Here is a 15,433-nt window from a genome sequence, read left to right as displayed (position 1 = left end):
TTCCGCACCGTCACCACCACTCGCGTCCGTGGGCCGTCTCCGGCCGGACGTGGGAGCCCGTTCGTCCACTTCAGGGAGGAGTCCCACCATGCCCCACACCGAACCGACCGCCCTCGCCCGCCGCATCGACCGACTGCGCGAGGTGGCGCACGCGGAGCCCCGGCTCGACGGCGTGCTGCTGTACGGGTCCTGGACCCTGGGGGAGGCTGACGCCTACTCCGACGTGGAGGCCTACCTGTTCGTCCGTGACGCGGACGTCGCGGACTTCGACGGGGTGGAGTTCGCCGCCCGCCTCGGCCCGTTGGCCTACTCCTACGAGAACCAGTTCGGGGTCCTCACCGTCGTTTTCGACGATCTGATGCGTGGCGAGTTCCACGTGACGGCCTCGGGTGCGGGCGTGGAGCAGGTGCGCGGCTGGCGGGGCGGATGAGAACGCCCATGACCGACGAGGAGAAGCGTGTCGGCTCCCTGGCCGAGGGGAACGTGACGCAGGCGCGCAAGCGCATCGCGGTTGGCCTGCTGAGCCGCGACGAAGCTGGTCGTCCTGCGCTGGGAGCGAGACGGGGGGCCTACCCCGTTCGTACGACTCCGGGAATCCACACCAACAAAAAATCACAGAACGGTAACGATCTAACATCAGTGCAGGTCGGGAAGGGTCTGCCCCGCGCGAGCGGGGGTGAGCCGATTCGGGAGGACCTCCCGTAAGAGGAACTGACGTCTGCCCCGCGCGAGGCCCATGACCGACGAGGAGAAGCGTGTCGGCTCCCTGGCCGAGGGGAACGTGACGCAGGCGCGCAAACGCATCGCGGTTGGCCTGCTGAGCCGCGACGAAGCTGGTCGTCCTGTGCTGGGAGCGAGACGGGGGGCCTACCCCATTCGTACGACTCCGGGAATCCACACCAACAGAAAATCACAGAACGGTAACGAGCTAACATCAGTGCAGGTCGGGAAGGGTCTGCCCCGCGCGAGCGGGGGTGAGCCGACCACACCGGCCACACCGCCACCGGCACGGGCGTCTGCCCCGCGCGAGCGGGGGTGAGCCGCCGATTGCGGCGGCGGTTTCCTCGAAGCTCCAGTCTGCCCCGCGCGAGCGGGGGTGAGCCGTGACCGTCATGCTGATCACCGGCCGGGAACGGGTCTGCCCCGCGCGAGCGGGGGTGAGCCGACATCCCGCGAGGCCGCCGTCGCGGACATCCGGTCTGCCCCGCGCGAGGTCCGTTCCGCTGTTCTTCCCGTCGTTGGCGTCGCTACCGATCGAGCAGGTGCGCCGGGCCGTCGCGGAGTACTTCCGGACGGGCCGCCGGCCGGACTGCGTCCAGCGGCAGCCGGGGGACTGGTACTGAGAACGCCCGCGCCCGCCTGGTGGGCGAGTCCGGCGGCGATGACGAACCAGGTGCCGTCCCGGTCGCGGCGCCGGCCGTGTGGTGCGGGAAAGCCCCGCGCGAGCGGGGGGTTGAGCCCGACGATGTCGGCCTGATCGCTGTCGTGGCCGAGAAGGCCCCGCGCGAGCGGGGGTGAGCCGGTTCGGGCGACCGGGTTTCGCGCACCGGCGGGAATCCCACCGATCGGGCGGGGGTCGGCAGTCTTCTCACTGAGGTCGGCCAGCCCCACCCCAGTGGCCTCCGCCAACTCGACAATCCTGAAAGGCCGACACTCCACCAGTTCCAGCACCGCGAGCTCCGCCCATGTCAGCCCGAACCGATTGCGAACCCGGAACAGCAGGGAATGCCGGGGCGTGCCGCGTACTTTCCGCAGCCCGACGGTCACTGGGAACGCGGAACAACGGCTCATCGGGCACCCACCCGGCCTTCGAGCCGAGACGCGGCAGTGCGCAGAGCCCGGGCCATCGTCGTCGCGGCCTCGGGTTCCAGCAGCAGGGCCACCGGATGGGCGGTGTCCAGCGTGTCCAGGGCGATCAGTCCGGTCGGCCGCCGAGCGGGGTGGGTCAGGGTGGCACCGGGGGTGACGGTGAGCTGGGAGACGAGGTCCTCGTTCGCGCACAGCGTGGTGACGGTGCCCGAACGTGGGGTGGTGAGCAGTGACGCGAGCAGCCGGGCATGGGAGGACGCGAGTCCAACCGTGCTCTGCACCAAGGTGAGGGCTACCAGGTTCGCGGGATCAACCGAGACGATGCAGGAAGCGGTTTGACTGTGTGCGTTGCGGACGATGTGAGCGGTGACGAGCACCCGCCACTCGGCGTGGTTCACGGGGTAGGAACAGGCACGATGAACACTCATGATGATTCTCCCAATACGGGCTGAGGCAGCAACGAACGGTGGAATTCCCGGGTGATCGCCAGGTACGCCGAGGCTGTGCGCAGCGAGGCTGTGCGCGGCGAGCAGGAGGCGATGAGCGACGCCGGGTGGCGGCTGCGGGACTGGGCGAGGAAGGGCGCGCGTCAGCGCGGCGGGTGGCCCAGCGGCCGGAGTAAGCCTCGGCCCGCGTCGAGGAGTTCGGCTAGCTGGAACGTTGCGAGCTGGTCGAAGTGGGTGATCCAGCTCGCGACTCCAGGATGGGTGGAACGCAGCTGCCAATCGGTACCGACTGGACGGGGACGGACCAGGAGGGAGCACTTCGACGCGGCAGGGTGCGCCACCGCCAGAACTACCGGAGCTGGGCTCCCGTTCAGACATCGGACCAGCTCCCGCACTTGATCAGGCGTGAGCCCGACGGTGCCCGCATGGGTGGAGCCCAGCCGGATGATCAGGAGTGCGCGGCCGGATGCGAGTTCGAGCTGACAGGTGGACGGGGCGTCCCGTTCGATGTCCCAGCCACGAACGCGGTGGTACCAGCGGAACCGCTCTGGGCCAGGGGACAGGTCGACAGTCACTAGGTCCTCACCGTTGTGGGTGAGTGGCACTGGACGGGGGGATGCGGGTGAGCATGCGTGTTTTCGCCCTTCTCATCTGGTTCAACTTGTTTGCGAAAAGCTGGGAGCTCAACGGAGCCCTCTGAATCGGTATGACCAACCGCCTCATGCCCTTCGGACAGCACGGCATGAACCAGAGCTACGTGCGATGAGGGAAAGGCCGAGGGCAGGAGAAGCACGGCCTGCGGTTTGAGCCGTGGGTAGCTGACGCACTGCCCCTCATTGAGCGCAGCCAAAACGTGTTCGGCCTCGTTGATTCGCTCCTACGCGACCGGCCGACGCACCTCCTCCTCCGCGCGGTAGCGGCTCAGCTGCAGGGGCCGTGCTCACCTCAGCTGCGCCTTCCGGTACAGCAGAGCTTCCCGCAACGAGCTTTACTAAATTCCATGTGCTTGAATAAACTCTCCTGGTTGGACTCGCACAAGACCCCAACTGGGTGGAAGAACTAGGTGCACTGCGGAGTTCTAAGGTCGAGGTATGGCGAGCAAGGCACAGGCCCGCGCACTCGGAGCGGAGCTCCGTGAGTGCCGTAAGCAGGCACGCGTGACCATGGCGGAGGTCGCGCGGCTGATCGGATGCAGTACCGCGACCATGTCGCTCACCGAGACGGGCAAGCGCCTGCCTCCAGTCGAGGACGTCGCGGCGATTCTCGCCGTCCTCAGCGTTACTGGGGCAAAGCGCGAACGCCTGGTCCGGATGGCCCGGGAAGCTGCCGTCGAGCCGCGTTGGCTTGGCGTCGGCATTCCAGGACTCGCGCCGCAAGTGACGGGCATGGCGGAGCTGGAACGCACATCCGTTCGGATCACGGCAGTCGCGCCAAACCTGGTGCCGGGACTTCTCCAGACAGCGAACTACGCTAGAGCCGTCTTCGCCGGCTCAGACGTCAACCCATCAGAGATTGAAGCTCGAACGACCTTCCGTATGGGACGGCAACGCGCACTCGACGAGGTCACATATGTAGCACTCGTCGACGAGTCAGTTCTCCGCCGCCCGGTCGGCGGAGCACGTGTCATCCGTGACCAGCTGGAGCACCTGGTGGAAATGGCCGGACGACCCAACATCACCATCCAGGTCCTGCCCATGTCGCTTGGATGGCACGACGCCCTGGAAGGCCCGTTCGTCATCCTGGAAGGCGAGAAGACAGCACCAGTGGTTCACCTGGAGCACAAACGAAGCGGGCTGTTCCTTGACGAGGATGACGCGGACGAGGTGCAGACGTACATGAGGTCAGCGGCTAACCTCCAGCAAAGGGCGCTCACCGCTCGACAGTCTGTGGAGCTGATCGCCGCAGTGCATGACGACTGGAGTACCAATGCAGGCGCAGCAGCAACCGAGGTGGCGAACGTCTAGTCACAGTGGCTCTCAGTCTGACTGCGTCGAGGTCGCCTGTGAGCCTGACGTGGTCTCGATCCGGGACACCAAGAACAGGGACGGGGGAACCTTGGTGGTCGACCGGGCTGCCTTCGGCGCGTTCGTCAAGGCGGTCAAGACCGAGCGCCTCTGATGCCTATGCCTTGGGAGCTAGGCACCCGGGCGGGTAGGTAGAGACCTGGGACGCGTGGAAGGGCGAATGCAAACCTGCGGGTAGTGCTATGAATGCGCTGGTTAGGAAGGGGTCCTCCCCGCGCACGCGGGGCTGTTCCGGTCTCCGCACGCCTTCCGGTTGCGGACGCCTGTCCTCCCCGCGCACGCGGGGCTGTTCCCTCTGAGCCACCTGTTGGCCTCGACGTTCGTGGACGATCCGCTGACCACTGAAACGTTCATCGCGGCCGAAGACGCTGGCCTCCTCGCTCGATCCGGCGGACACAGCGGACATGATCAAGTCATACCTACGTCACCACCAGGAGAGATAGATCCATGCAGGTTGATGGCGAGTTTGGACGCTGGCGCAAGGCAAGCCGCAGCGGCCCCCAGGTCGAGTGCGTGGAAGTTGGCAGCAACGCGGATCACGTCGCGATCAGGGACACCAAGAACAGGGGTGGAGGAACCTTGGTAGTCGACCATCCGACCTTCGGCGCTTTCCTCACTGCTGTCAAGGACAAGCGCTTCTGATGCGTTGCGGGCCAACCGGACCCACACGCGGCATGGGGAGGGCAGGTCGGGGCGAGAGTTGGGGGTGGTGCAGGCAAAGTGACAGAGAACGTGCGGGTAGGAGTGCAAACGCGCTGGTCAGGAAGTGTCGTCCCCGCGCACGCCGGGCTGTTCCCGTGTCAGCCGCCCGTCCCCGACCCGGTGCGGCGTCGTCCCCGCGCACGCGGGGCTGTTCCACCAGGGCGGATGACTAACCACCGGACGCCGTCCTCCCCGCGCGAGCGGGGCTGGTCCCGCCCCCACAGCACGCGAGGCGCCTCCAGGTAGGTCCTTCCTCCCTGCAAAGGGGGCTCGTCCTCACGCCTCCTGGGGCTGGGCGCGACTACTTGGCAGGGCGGCGAGCGTGGATCGAGCGATCGGGGTGCGCTGTCGGGCTACCCGGCACCGGGTAAGCATGTCGGAGGACGCTGCTCGCCCGCCTACACCTCGCCCAGGCCCCGCAGCGCCTCGCGGACCTGCCCTTCGGTCGGTTGGCTCGCGGGAAGCGGGGTGCGGGCGGCCTCGGCGCGCAGGCCGTCCAACCTCGGGGTGGTCGGTCGTGATCAGGCCCGCCAACAGCTGATCGAACGCCCGCAACTTCACGTGGCATCCTTCCTTCCCAGGGCAGCTCGGCCTCAGCTGCTCCTGAGGACCAAAGGCGTACCCAGCCATCGGCAGACCCGGGCGGGCTCCCTACCGCAGCTCCCCGGGCGCCTCCGGGTAGCCAATCGACTACCGATGGTAGCGAACGCGGTCTCGCGGCGACTGGTGCGTCCCAGTGCGCACAACCCGGATGCGCGGGGACGACATCATCGGCCTGGCCTCCGCCGGGCCGGCTGCGGGAACAGCCCCGCGTGCGCGGGGACGACACCTGCTGAGCTCGCCCGGGATTCCTGGCGACGGGGGAACAGCCCCGCGTGCGCGGGGACGACTGGCGCTCAACCTGGGCGCAGTCGTCGCCGACAGGAACAGCCCCGCGTGCGCGGGGACGACGCCCCGGCCGGCAGCCTGCACCTGGTCCTCGATGGAACAGCCCCGCGTGCGCGGGGACGACGTGCGCGCGGCGACGTCGAGCAGACCGCCGCGGGGAACAGCCCCGCGTGCGCGGGGACGACGTCGCCGGGGATATCCGGAACGGGCCCTACCCAGGAACAGCCCCGCGTGCGCGGGGACGACTTCGCCGGCCCAGCCGGCGTACGCCCGGCTCGTGGAACAGCCCCGCGTGCGCGGGGACGACACTTCCTGACCTGCGGCGTTACGAGCGACAGGGCCGGTTTTCATTCACTTCTTCCAGCCTCCGCTCCACGCCGCTCCGTCTCCTCCTCAGTATGAGCCTCCCGCCGAGTCGCACGGGCACCGGGATCGTCCAGCCAGGAAGCAGTCGGCAGAGCCGACTTGTCCTGCTAGCGAACCTACCCCTGCGCCCACGGCCCCGGGTCCCGACCGACCCATGCCCCAGCAACCGCGAGGCGCGCGTCCCTCGGGCGCGACCTCAGGCAAGAACTCGCAGGGGGCGAATTCAGGACATTTTCTGCCCTGAATTGCCGGTGACCGCGATCTGACGGGCGGCGAAGCGGAGCTACCAGCTCAGGTCGCACAGCGACCTGAGGCTAGGGCGTCGACGACACACCAGACAGCTCAGCAAGGAAGGCCTCGACGGCCGGCAACAGGTCCAGCGCCACCATCCGACCGGCAGGCGTCATTCGCAGCACCCGATTCCCCGGCTCGCCCGACCAGACCACATACCCCACGGCGACCAGGTCGGCAGTCTTCTCACTGAGGTCGGCCAGCCCCACCCCCGTGGCCTCCGCCAACTCGACAATCCTGAAAGGCCGAAACAGGGCGGACGACTAACCACCGGACGCCGTCCTCCCCGCGCGAGCGGGGCTGGTCCCGCCCCCACAGCACGCGAGGCGCCTCCAGGTAGCGCGGCCGCTGCCGCCGGTAAGGTGTCGATCGATCCCGAGAGCGCCGAATCAATGGCGAGGAAGATCGACGCGATAGCCGAGAGAGCAGTGGACCGGCGGCGCCGGGTTGAGCAACTGGATCAGTACGTCCCCCTCGGTTCGAGCCCGGTGGCCCTGCAGATGTCCGCGCAGACCAGGCTCAGCGCGGCCGGGACGCCGCAGTCCGCTGCGGAGAATCTCGAGCTGTACATCGCGGCGTTGACGGAGTTGGCGGCGGCCATCCGAGCCAGTGCCCGGCGCACTCAGGCCGCGGATGAACAGACCGCAGCCGAGTTCAACCGGCTGGGAGAGGATGAGGCGTGAGGCGCAGGGGTGTGGGTGTGTGGGGAACAGCCCTGGGGCTGGTGGTGCTGCTGTCTGCCTGCGCGAGCGCGGAGCAGGGGACCGCAGTGGCCGTGGGGCCGACGGTCGGTTCCTCCCTTCCGGGGAGCGCTGATCCGTCGGTGGGTGGGAGTCCCGGTGAGCAGCCGGGGGTGGATGTGGCGGCGGAGCTGTCGGAGATGCTGCCCTGTGAGATCCTCAGTGACGAGGAAATAACCGCCCTGGGCTTCGACCCGGAGACCGCCAGGTTCGATGACGTCGGCCTGTCCTACGACTGTGTCTATCGTTTAGCACACGAAGCCCGTCCGCTCATGGCAATTCATTTGAACTGGATGCGCAGCGTTGACCAGCTGAGTCTGACGAACTACACGGTTGAAGAGATCGGTGTGGGTCCGTTGCGCGCGCTCCGCATCATCGGCAAAACCGCGTCGGAGCACTGTCAGATTTCGGTGGACCTGAGTGAGCAGGCGCATGTGTCAGTTTATGTGCATTACGCGGGAACAGTCGAGCATGCGTGTGCTCTAGCGGAGGAGACCGCAGGGGCGGTGGAGCCGTTGTTGCCTCGGTCTTCGGGCTGACCAGGATGACGGTGGTGTTCCTCGGGTGCGGGTGATCCAAATCGGGACACTCCCGAATCCTTGGTGCGCCGAGGGCACTGCTCTCAGTCGTTCCTCGTTGTGGGCGGTGGGCAACGGCATGTGGGATGTCCGTGGTGAGGTGGCGGTCGGTAGTTCGCCTCCACGCTGTCCCGTAAGAGACTGCCCACATCGCGGCGTTGACGGAGTTGGCGGCGGCCATCCGAGCCAGTGCCCGGCGCACTCAGGCCGCGGATGAACAGACCGCAGCCGAGTTCAACCGGCTGGGAGGGGATGAGGCGTGAGGCGCAGGGGTGTGGGTGTGTGGGGAACAGCCCTGGGACTGGTGGGACTGCTGTCTGCCTGTACGAGCGCGGAACGAGGAACCGCGGTGGCCGTGGAGCTGACGGTGGGTTCCTCCCTTCCGGGGAGCGCCGATCCGTCGGTGGGTGGGAGTCCCGGCGAGCAGCCGGGGGTGGATGTGGCGGCGGAGCTGTCGGAGATGTTGCCCTGTGAGATCCTCAGTGACGAGGAGGTAACCGCCCTGGGTTTCGATCCGGAGAGCGCTTCGTTCAACGACGTCGGAGTGTCCTACTCCTGTAATTACCGTCCACCGGCTGGGGGAACTCCGCTCATGTACATTGGTCTGGACTGGAAACTGAGTATTGATCAGCTGAACTTGAGCAACTTCATCGCTGAGGAAACGAGTGTGGGGCCGCTGCGTGCGCTGAGGATCACCGACAAGATTGATCCAGAGTCGTGTCAGATTTCTCTGGCGCTGAGTGAGCAGGCCCACGTGTCGATTTTCGTGAAGTTCGGAGGGACGACCGAGCAGGCGTGCGCCATAGCGGAGGAGACTGCTGCGGCAGTGGAGCCGTCGTTGCCTCGGTCCCCGGGCTGACCAGGCTGACGGTGGTGTTCCTCGGGTGTGGGTGATCCAAACCGGGACACTCCCGAGTCCTTGGTGCTCCGAGGGCACTGCTCTCATTCATTCCTCGTCGTGGGCGGTGGGCAACGGCATGCGGGATGTCCGTGGTGAGGTGGCGGGCGGTAGTTCGCCTCCACGCTGTCCCGTAAGAGACTGCCCACATCGAGGCGTTGACGGAGTTGGCGGCGGCTATCCGAGCCAGTGCTCGGCGGACTCAGGCTGCGGATGAACAGAACGCAGCCGAGTTCAACCAGCTGGGAGAGGATGGAGCGTGAGGCGCAGGGGTGTGGGTGTGTGGGGAACAGCCCTGGGACTGGTGGGACTGCTGTCTGCCTGCACGAGCGCGGAACGAGGGACCGCGGTGGCCGTGGAGCCGACGGTGGGTTCCTCCCTTCCGGGGAGCGCCGACCCGTCGGTGGGTGGGAGTCCCGGCGAGCAGCCGGGGGTGGATGTGGCGGCGGAGCTGTCGGAAATGCTGCCCTGCGAAATCCTCAGCGACGAGGAAATGACCGCTCTGGGCTTCGACCCGGAGACCGCCACGTTCGATGACGTCGGCCTGTCCCACGACTGCCGCTACCGTTTTCCGGGCGGCGAGCGTCCGGTCATGACGATTCACCTGAACTGGATGCGCGGCGTTGATCAGCTGAACCTGACGAACTACACGGTTGAGGAGATTGGTGTGGGTCCGTTGCGCGCGCTCCGCATCATTGACGAAATACCGTCAGAACATTGTCAAATTTCGGTGGACTTGAGCGAGCAGGCCCATGTGTCATTTTTTGTGCATTACGCGGGAACAGTCGAGCGGGCGTGCGCCCTAGCGGAGGACACCGCAGCGGCTGTGGAGCCGTTGTTGCCTCGGTCTTCGGGCTGACCAGGCTGACGGTGGTGTTCCTCGGGTGTGGGTGATCCAAACCGGGACACTCCCGAGTCCTTGGTGCTCCGAGGGCACTGCTCTCATTCATTCCTCGTCGTGGGCGGCGGGCAACGGAATGTGCGATGTCCGTGGTGAGGTGCCGGTCGGTAGTTCGCCTCCACGCTGCTCCACGAGGGACTGCCCGCATCGAGGCGTTGACGGAGTTGTCGGCGGCCGTCCGAGTCAGTGCTCGGCGTACTCAGGCTGTGGATGAGCAGAACGTGTCTGCTTTTGACCGGCTGGGAGGGGATGAGGCGTGAGGCGCAGGGGTGTGGGTGTGTGGGGAACAGCGCTGGGACTGGTGGGATTGCTGTCTGCCTGCGCGAGCGCGGAGCAGGGGACCGCAGTGGCCGTGGGGCCGACGGTGGGTTCCTCCCTTTCGGGGAGCGCCGATCCGTCGGTGGGTGGGAGTCCCGGCGAGCAGCCGGGGGTGGATGTGGCGGCGGAGCTGTCGGAGATGTTGCCCTGTGAGATCCTCAGTGACGAGGAAATAACTGCCCTGGGTTTTGATCCGGAGAGCGCTTCGTTTGATGACGTCGGCCTGTCCTATGCCTGTAGTTACCGTTTGCCAAGTGGGGGACTCGCGCTCATGGCCATCGACCTCAATTGGAAGCGAAGCGTTGATCAACTGGACTTGACTAATTATACATCCGAGGAGACAGTGAACAGCGTGTCGACCACCCGCGCGGCGGCCGCGTCCAGTTCGGCCGGTGTCGGCTCCTCGGCCAGGTCCTCGGCCGCGGCCTGGATGAGCCCGTAGTACACCCGGCTGGCCCAGTCGGGGTCGACGTCCGAGCGCACCGCACCGGCGTCGCGGGCCCGGCGGAACAGGGCGACGCACCGGGCGCGGGTGTCGGTGTGGACGCGCACCACCTCGGGGTGTTCGGAGTGGACGCCCATCGCGAAGCTCCAGGTCCGTTTGATGCGCAGCACGTTGGCCGTCACCTCGTGCAGGGCGACCAGGGGTGGGGCGCTCTCGGGGCGGCCGGCCAGGACCGCCGCCTCCAACTGCCGGCCGGGCGGTGCTCACCGGCGGGTGGCGGCGGTAGCCGCCCTGCTCAGATCCGCGGTCGAGCACCCGCTCACCCCCGCTTGCGCGGGGCTTACCGGGTTTCGTCTGACCCAATCGGGTTCAAGGACGGCTCACCCCCGCTTGCGCGGGGCTTACGCCGTGTTGCCGGCCGGGCGACGCTGCACGATCGGCTCACCCCCGCTTGCGCGGGGCTTACCCCCGGGGCCGACTGGATTGGCGGCGGTGGACCGGCTCACCCCCGCTTGCGCGGGGCTTACAGCGCCCCCCGGCCCGAGTGGGTCTGCCTCGCCGGCTCACCCCCGCTTGCGCGGGGCTTACTTGAGCCGACCGGTGACGATGACCCGCGAGCCCGGCTCACCCCCGCTTGCGCGGGGCTTACGGGCCGACGCCCTGACGTCAGACGGTCCGTCACGGCTCACCCCCGCTTGCGCGGGGCTTACCCTTCGCGACCAGCGCGAATGGAGCGCCGTTATTATTTCTTGACCTTGCGGTCTCGATGATCAGCCTACTCCCGCTCAGTCCCGTCGCGTGGTGGCACGCCGCCCAGAACGGATCGCCGCCGGCGCGGCGGGGTATTTCTTCGCGGAACCCATGCTCCTCATCCTTCCTGGGGTGCAGGGCCTCCAACAAACCCAGTACGGTCCAGCGTGCCACGACGGCTCACCCCCGCTTGCGCGGGGCTTTCTGGTGGGCGCGATCCTGGCCGTGCTCGTCCTGCGGCTCACCCCCGCTTGCGCGGGGCTTTCGAAACCTCCCCGTTGACACGTCCCGGGTGACCCGGCTCACCCCCGCTTGCGCGGGGCTTTCACGGTCCGGTTGGACACGACATGGCCCAGGTCCGGCTCACCCCCGCTTGCGCGGGGCTTTCCACCAGGCCGCCCCACACACCGGACCCTGCTACGGCTCACCCCCGCTTGCGCGGGGCTTTCCCTTCGCGACCTGCGCCGACGGGAGCCCGTTACCTTTTCTTGACCTAGGGTACATCTGGACGACGAGCGTCCCCGGCCCGGTCGCGGACGCGGGATGCGCTCTTGTGCCGCACACCGCTCGACCCTCTGAGACAAACTCGAATCTAGTTTTGGTGGTGGTTGTGTAACCGGTACGCGATGAGAGGTCGATACCAATCAGCGAGGCCACTTTGGCCCCTGTTGCCCAAGTGGTGGCCTTGGTTTTGCTCTGGTCGTGGAAAAATGTCGGATCGTACGGAGCGCATCGCGATCGGGGCTGGTTCGGAGGAATATGCGCACTCGCTGACCGCGATCGCCCTCCCGCGTTCCCCCCGTAGGCGAGCGGTTGCACCGTCGAGGTACTCCGGGTGCCCGAACAGTTCCACCGTGTGTACCGAGCATAGGGGCGTGTTCCGCGCCGGTCGCCTGGCTGGTGGCGTTGCCGATGTCGATGGTCAGCCGGCTCATCTCGGCGAGCACGTTGGCGGCGAACAGCGTGTCGCCGGCCTGGGTGGCCAGGTGCAGGGCCTGTGCGTAGTACCGCTGGCCCAGTGCGTGCCGCCCGCTGTCGGCCGTGGTCAGCCCGGCCAACCAGGTGGCCTGTGCCAGGGTGGAGAAGAGCTCCCGACCGTGCTGTTCCGAGTAGGTGGCCTCCGCCGCCACCCTGGCCTCATCGTGCACGAAGCGCACGACACGATCTCGCACCTGACCGCCGCCGAACCTGCGTTGCAGACTCTCGTAGTGCCGCACCATCTCGCCGAGGACCTTGATCTCGGCGGTACCGATGCGCCGCCCACTCCCCACCGCCGCCGTCGCTTCCGGCGGCGGGGCGGTCAGTGCCAGCCAGGCCGGCTCCGCGAAGGCGCTCGCCGTGAACGCCGAGCCCAGCAGGAACGCCCGAGGCGCTCACGCGCCTGGCGCACGAGGAGTTCCGGGTCACCGGGGAGTCCGACCGGGTCGGCATGCGCCTGTCCGGCCCAGAACTACGGCGCTCCGACGGTCGCGAACTGCCGTCCGAGGGCATGGTGGCGGGAGCGGTCCAGGTTCCTCCCGACGGCCAACCCGTGCTGTTCCTGGCCGACCACCCGGTGACCGGCGGCTATCCGGTGGTCGCGGTCGTCGTGTCCGAGGACGTGCCGCTGGCCGCGCAGTGCGTTCCCGGTCAACGGGTGCGGTTCCGACCGGTCCGCTGACCGGGCCGGCCCCGCCCCGACTCCCTCCCCACCGCCCCGGCCCACGACCGGGCGCGGTCGTCCTCGCCGTCCCGCCCAGTCGTCGAACCCGCGGGGTCTCCCGGAGCAGCGCCCGTTCCACGCCCCATAGCCCTGGCCGTCCCGCGCCGCCACCGGACACCGGTGGTTGTCACCGATCAGGTGGCTGGCCGCCCGGATCGGTCCTCCCGATCACTCCGTGATCGACGAGGGGCCGTGCCCACCGCTTCGGGGGCGGCGAACACCGGGACCGAGGAGACGAACGACACATGACGCTGCGGCGGTGGTTGCTGGTCGGGTCCACCCTGTTCTTCGTGTTCGGGGTGGTCCGCAACCCGGTCGCGGCGGTCAAGGTGTTCCGCAACTCGACAGCGGTCAACGAATCGAACCCGAGATCCTTGAACGAACGTCGCGCCTGCACGGCTGCGACGTCGTCGTGCCCCAAGACCACCGACACTTTCGACCGCACCAGGCTGAGAATTTCCCTCTGCCGCTCCTCGACGGACAAGGCCGCCAGCCGAGCTCCCCACCCTGCCGCCGTCCCCTCTTGCCGGCCAGCAGCGCGGCGCGTCGGGATGCGTACCAGTGAACGCCAGATCGGCGGCAGGATACCGGCCTGTGCCTGGGCTCGGAGCCCGGCGAGATCCGTGGCCATCGCGACGACAGCCGCATCAGACCCGCTTGCCGCCATCTCGAGCAGGCTCAGCGCCTCATCCCGCCGGCCCGGTGTTCGAGTTCGACGCGGGTGCCCTCGGACTGATCGCGCTGCACCCGCTCGTCCCGGCGTCGGACGTCGACCTGCTCCACCGGTGGGTGACACAGGACCGCGCCCGTTTCTGGGGGATGACCGGCCTGAGCCGGGCGGAGGTCCTGGAGACCTACCGGTACGTGGACTCCCTTCCGACCCACCACGCCTTCCTCGCGCGCCGGCGCGGTGTGCCGGTGGGCCTGGTCCAGACCTACGAGCCAGCCGAGGACCCGATGGGCGACTACTACGAGGTGCGGCGGGGGGACATCGGGTTCCACCTGTTCGCGCTCGCCGGTTCCCTTGGCCGTCCGCTCCTCGTCGCGGCCCGCGAGCGGGGCGTGCCGCGCCTACCAGTCGGACACGAACGACAACGTCACCCCGCACCCTCGCCCGCCCGCACCCGCTCGACGCCGGGGTGGCCACTCCGGTAGAGGTCGCCCACCCGCGTGGGTGGCCAGCCTACGTGGATCAGCCGCGCACGGCGTGTGACCGTGACCGGACCGAGAGGGCGGCACACTGGTCGACGACCGCGACAGGTTCGCGGCTTTCGTCACGGCTGTGAGCTCCGGCCGCCCGCGATCAGCAGCCAACGAACCCCCGGCTGCGGCGCACCTGGCCGGTGCCTCGTCCCACATCAGCTCACGCGGACCACTCGATATCGCCGACGTCGACTCCGCGCCCGTTCTCCTCGGACTCCCTTCCAAGAGTCCCCGGGATCAACTGCGCCGTACGCACGAGGCGCGCCGCCAGCTTCCCGGCGTTCTCCGTGGTCCCGCTCGCGGGGACGCCGTGCCCGTTCAACGCCGGAACGAACTCGGCCAGCATCACCGCGTCGAATTCCGCGCTCCGCTCCCCGCGGCCTCACGGCGCGCCGGCCGCGTCGGCGCGGGGCCAGCGGCCGCCGCCAGGCCCCGCCGGTCCTCCTCGACGCCCGCCGGGGCTACCCGCACTGGGCCACCACCTCGGCGACGGGCGCCGGCGACCACCTCCACGACCTCGAACTCCCACATACCGTGACCAACGCTGGCGTCCGGCCACGGTCCGGGACGGGAAGTCATCCCGCGCGTGGAGAAGCGTCTCCGGCGCGTGGCCGCCGGGTGGGCAGGCCGTCGAGCACGAGGGGATCCACCCGCGCCGAGGCCTTTCGGCTCGACGTCGGGGTTCGTCCCGCACACCGCCACCGGGGCCTCCGCCCCCAGGGGCCCTCCGGTGCGCGGAGGGCCGATGCGCCCTGGCGGGTGACGCTCGCCCGGCGTCCCTGGCGATGGAGTCGCTGGCAATGGCGTCCTCGTCCGCCGAGGTGTACGAGGAGATGCGGCACTCGGTGGACGAGGGGGTCGCGGAGTTCCTCGACCTGCCCTACGTCAAACCCAACACCCTGGGGAACAGCCGGATGCTGCTCGAACTGCCCGCCGAGGAGCAGGAGCGCCCGGGGCCCACGTCGCCCGGTCCGCGTGTGACCCCCACCTGACCCGCGTCTGACCCGCGTCTGACCCGTGGGAGCCGCGCCTGGCCCCGGCCTGGTCCGGTCCTGACCCGACGGGACCCGCCCGACCGGGTGGATCCCGCGACGCCGGCCCACCCGCGGCGGCACCGTCCCGTCGGGTTGACGGCCCGCCAGGGCGGAGCCCGGTCCGGACGGGACGCGCGGCGGCGGTTCCGGCTGCCGCCTCCCCCACCTGGCCACGGCGCCGGCGGTGCGGGTGCCTCGGAGCCCGCTCCCGCTCCGGTGGGCGGCCACATCCGGTGCGGCGAGGCCCTCGGGGAAGGCGGCGCGAGCCCGTGGAGGTGTTCGAGACCCCCGTCGAGGTCCGCCGTGACGGCCCTCACCCCCTGGCCGTCTACTACCGG

At 68.6% G+C, this 15,433-nt stretch carries 17 protein-coding genes, 2 pseudogenes and 3 CRISPR repeat arrays; of the genes and pseudogenes, 13 read left to right on the top strand and 6 right to left on the bottom strand.

Translation table 11 applies throughout. The features are described from left to right. Positions 1 to 88: 88 nt before the first annotated feature. Both C1701_RS21155 and C1701_RS28220 read left to right on the top strand, forming a co-directional pair. On the top strand, positions 89 to 430 hold the full coding sequence (locus C1701_RS21155) for a hypothetical protein (RefSeq protein WP_337661862.1): 342 nt from the start codon (positions 89 to 91) through the stop codon (positions 428 to 430). A gap of 682 nt (positions 431 to 1,112) precedes the next feature. Beyond that, the gene (locus C1701_RS28220; RefSeq protein WP_443098166.1) at positions 1,113 to 1,343 is read left to right on the top strand and encodes an Imm1 family immunity protein; all 231 of its coding nucleotides are present in this window, start codon (positions 1,113 to 1,115) and stop codon (positions 1,341 to 1,343) included. Between the two features lie 444 nt (positions 1,344 to 1,787). Here C1701_RS28220 and C1701_RS21145 read toward each other — a convergent pair whose 3' ends face one another. Continuing rightward, complete coding sequence (locus C1701_RS21145; RefSeq protein WP_155886268.1) at positions 1,788 to 2,237, bottom strand: hypothetical protein; 450 nt, start codon at positions 2,235 to 2,237, stop codon at positions 1,788 to 1,790. A gap of 1,181 nt (positions 2,238 to 3,418) precedes the next feature. On the opposite strand from C1701_RS21145, the gene C1701_RS21140 reads away from it, so the two are divergent. From C1701_RS21140 to C1701_RS21130, 3 genes are all read left to right on the top strand, one after another. Then, on the top strand, positions 3,419 to 4,219 hold the full coding sequence (locus tag C1701_RS21140) for a helix-turn-helix domain-containing protein (protein ID WP_245588970.1): 801 nt from the start codon (positions 3,419 to 3,421) through the stop codon (positions 4,217 to 4,219). Continuing rightward, positions 4,164 to 4,373: a DUF397 domain-containing protein gene (locus C1701_RS21135; protein ID WP_335334188.1), complete on the top strand. Its 210-nt coding sequence runs from the start codon at positions 4,164 to 4,166 to the stop codon at positions 4,371 to 4,373. Before C1701_RS21140 ends, C1701_RS21135 begins: the two co-directional genes overlap by 56 nt. A 353-nt stretch (positions 4,374 to 4,726) precedes the next feature. After that, a complete protein-coding gene (locus C1701_RS21130) occupies positions 4,727 to 4,921 on the top strand; it encodes a DUF397 domain-containing protein (RefSeq protein ID WP_026420531.1) in 195 nt (64 codons plus the stop codon). Positions 4,922 to 5,780: 859 nt separating this feature from the next. Continuing rightward, positions 5,781 to 6,176: a CRISPR direct-repeat array (repeat unit 28 nt; unit sequence GGAACAGCCCCGCGTGCGCGGGGACGAC). Positions 6,177 to 6,549: 373 nt separating this feature from the next. Here the strand turns inward: C1701_RS21130 and C1701_RS21120 are convergent. Next, entirely contained in the window at positions 6,550 to 6,753 is a 204-nt protein-coding gene (locus tag C1701_RS21120) for a MarR family winged helix-turn-helix transcriptional regulator (RefSeq protein ID WP_103056486.1), read from the bottom strand. 135 nt (positions 6,754 to 6,888) lie between these two features. Here C1701_RS21120 and C1701_RS21115 point away from each other — a divergent pair, with 135 nt between their 5' ends. The 5 genes and pseudogenes from C1701_RS21115 to C1701_RS21095 all read left to right on the top strand — a co-directional run. Then, positions 6,889 to 7,209 (top strand): hypothetical protein, encoded by a 321-nt coding sequence (locus C1701_RS21115; RefSeq protein WP_337661861.1) that lies wholly within the window; start codon positions 6,889 to 6,891, stop codon positions 7,207 to 7,209. A gap of 17 nt (positions 7,210 to 7,226) precedes the next feature. Continuing rightward, positions 7,227 to 7,805, top strand: coding sequence for a DUF3558 domain-containing protein (locus C1701_RS21110; protein WP_337661860.1), 579 nt, complete (start codon positions 7,227 to 7,229; stop codon positions 7,803 to 7,805). Positions 7,806 to 8,193: 388 nt separating this feature from the next. Then, entirely contained in the window at positions 8,194 to 8,703 is a 510-nt protein-coding gene (locus tag C1701_RS21105) for a DUF3558 domain-containing protein (protein WP_337661859.1), read from the top strand. Positions 8,704 to 9,091: 388 nt separating this feature from the next. Next, positions 9,092 to 9,601: a DUF3558 family protein gene (locus C1701_RS21100; RefSeq protein ID WP_337661858.1), complete on the top strand. Its 510-nt coding sequence runs from the start codon at positions 9,092 to 9,094 to the stop codon at positions 9,599 to 9,601. Positions 9,602 to 9,944: 343 nt separating this feature from the next. Then, positions 9,945 to 10,331: pseudogene (locus C1701_RS21095) on the top strand (DUF3558 family protein); the annotation flags it as partial. Here the strand turns inward: C1701_RS21095 and C1701_RS21090 are convergent. Then, positions 10,286 to 10,651, bottom strand: a complete 366-nt coding sequence (locus C1701_RS21090) for a hypothetical protein (RefSeq protein ID WP_337661857.1) — start codon at positions 10,649 to 10,651, stop codon at positions 10,286 to 10,288. The pseudogene C1701_RS21095 and the gene C1701_RS21090 overlap by 46 nt on opposite strands. A 70-nt stretch (positions 10,652 to 10,721) precedes the next feature. Then, a CRISPR array of direct repeats spans positions 10,722 to 11,116; the repeat unit is 29 nt. 215 nt (positions 11,117 to 11,331) lie between these two features. Further along, positions 11,332 to 11,605: a CRISPR direct-repeat array (repeat unit 29 nt; unit sequence CGGCTCACCCCCGCTTGCGCGGGGCTTTC). Between the two features lie 195 nt (positions 11,606 to 11,800). Beyond that, entirely contained in the window at positions 11,801 to 12,427 is a 627-nt protein-coding gene (locus C1701_RS27745) for a hypothetical protein (protein WP_337661856.1), read from the bottom strand. 92 nt (positions 12,428 to 12,519) lie between these two features. Here C1701_RS27745 and C1701_RS21080 point away from each other — a divergent pair. Then, positions 12,520 to 12,816, top strand: a pseudogene (locus C1701_RS21080) (allophanate hydrolase subunit 2 family protein); the annotation flags it as partial. A 169-nt stretch (positions 12,817 to 12,985) separates the two neighbouring features. On the opposite strand, the gene C1701_RS28215 reads toward C1701_RS21080, so the two are convergent. Next, positions 12,986 to 13,489 carry an acyl carrier protein gene (locus C1701_RS28215; protein WP_443098165.1) on the bottom strand — a complete coding sequence of 168 codons (504 nt, stop codon included), beginning with the start codon at positions 13,487 to 13,489 and terminating at the stop codon, positions 12,986 to 12,988. Positions 13,490 to 13,560: 71 nt separating this feature from the next. On the opposite strand from C1701_RS28215, the gene C1701_RS21070 reads away from it, so the two are divergent. Then, positions 13,561 to 14,013 (top strand): GNAT family N-acetyltransferase, encoded by a 453-nt coding sequence (locus C1701_RS21070; protein WP_103056482.1) that lies wholly within the window; start codon positions 13,561 to 13,563, stop codon positions 14,011 to 14,013. A gap of 208 nt (positions 14,014 to 14,221) precedes the next feature. Here the strand turns inward: C1701_RS21070 and C1701_RS21065 are convergent, their stop codons facing one another. Further along, positions 14,222 to 14,407, bottom strand: coding sequence for a hypothetical protein (locus C1701_RS21065; RefSeq protein WP_337661855.1), 186 nt, complete (start codon positions 14,405 to 14,407; stop codon positions 14,222 to 14,224). A 454-nt stretch (positions 14,408 to 14,861) separates the two neighbouring features. On the opposite strand from C1701_RS21065, the gene C1701_RS21060 reads away from it, so the two are divergent. Beyond that, the gene (locus C1701_RS21060; RefSeq protein ID WP_443098178.1) at positions 14,862 to 15,053 is read left to right on the top strand and encodes a hypothetical protein; all 192 of its coding nucleotides are present in this window, start codon (positions 14,862 to 14,864) and stop codon (positions 15,051 to 15,053) included. The last annotated feature ends 380 nt before the right edge of the window (positions 15,054 to 15,433 follow it).

Source organism: Actinoalloteichus sp. AHMU CJ021, assembly GCF_002895405.1.
GTDB classification, from domain to species: Bacteria; Actinomycetota; Actinomycetes; order Mycobacteriales; family Pseudonocardiaceae; genus Actinoalloteichus_B; species Actinoalloteichus_B caeruleus.
The sequence above is the reverse complement of the archived record's forward strand: the minus strand, read 5'-3'. Positions and strand labels throughout refer to the sequence as shown.

What these genes read in the sequence shown, in the direction of transcription:
- C1701_RS21155 (WP_337661862.1), top strand. Translation starts at nt 89, where the DNA reads ATGCCCCACACCGAACCGACCGCCCTCGCCCGCCGCATCGACCGACTG.
- C1701_RS28220 (WP_443098166.1), top strand. Translation starts at nt 1,113, where the DNA reads ATGCTGATCACCGGCCGGGAACGGGTCTGCCCCGCGCGAGCGGGGGTG.
- C1701_RS21145 (WP_155886268.1), bottom strand. Translation starts at nt 2,237, where the DNA reads ATGAGTGTTCATCGTGCCTGTTCCTACCCCGTGAACCACGCCGAGTGG.
- C1701_RS21140 (WP_245588970.1), top strand. Translation starts at nt 3,419, where the DNA reads ATGGCGGAGGTCGCGCGGCTGATCGGATGCAGTACCGCGACCATGTCG.
- C1701_RS21135 (WP_335334188.1), top strand. Translation starts at nt 4,164, where the DNA reads ATGACGACTGGAGTACCAATGCAGGCGCAGCAGCAACCGAGGTGGCGA.
- C1701_RS21130 (WP_026420531.1), top strand. Translation starts at nt 4,727, where the DNA reads ATGCAGGTTGATGGCGAGTTTGGACGCTGGCGCAAGGCAAGCCGCAGC.
- C1701_RS28215 (WP_443098165.1), bottom strand. Translation starts at nt 13,489, where the DNA reads ATGGCCACGGATCTCGCCGGGCTCCGAGCCCAGGCACAGGCCGGTATC.
- C1701_RS21065 (WP_337661855.1), bottom strand. Translation starts at nt 14,407, where the DNA reads ATGCTGGCCGAGTTCGTTCCGGCGTTGAACGGGCACGGCGTCCCCGCG.
- C1701_RS21060 (WP_443098178.1), top strand. Translation starts at nt 14,862, where the DNA reads ATGGCGTCCTCGTCCGCCGAGGTGTACGAGGAGATGCGGCACTCGGTG.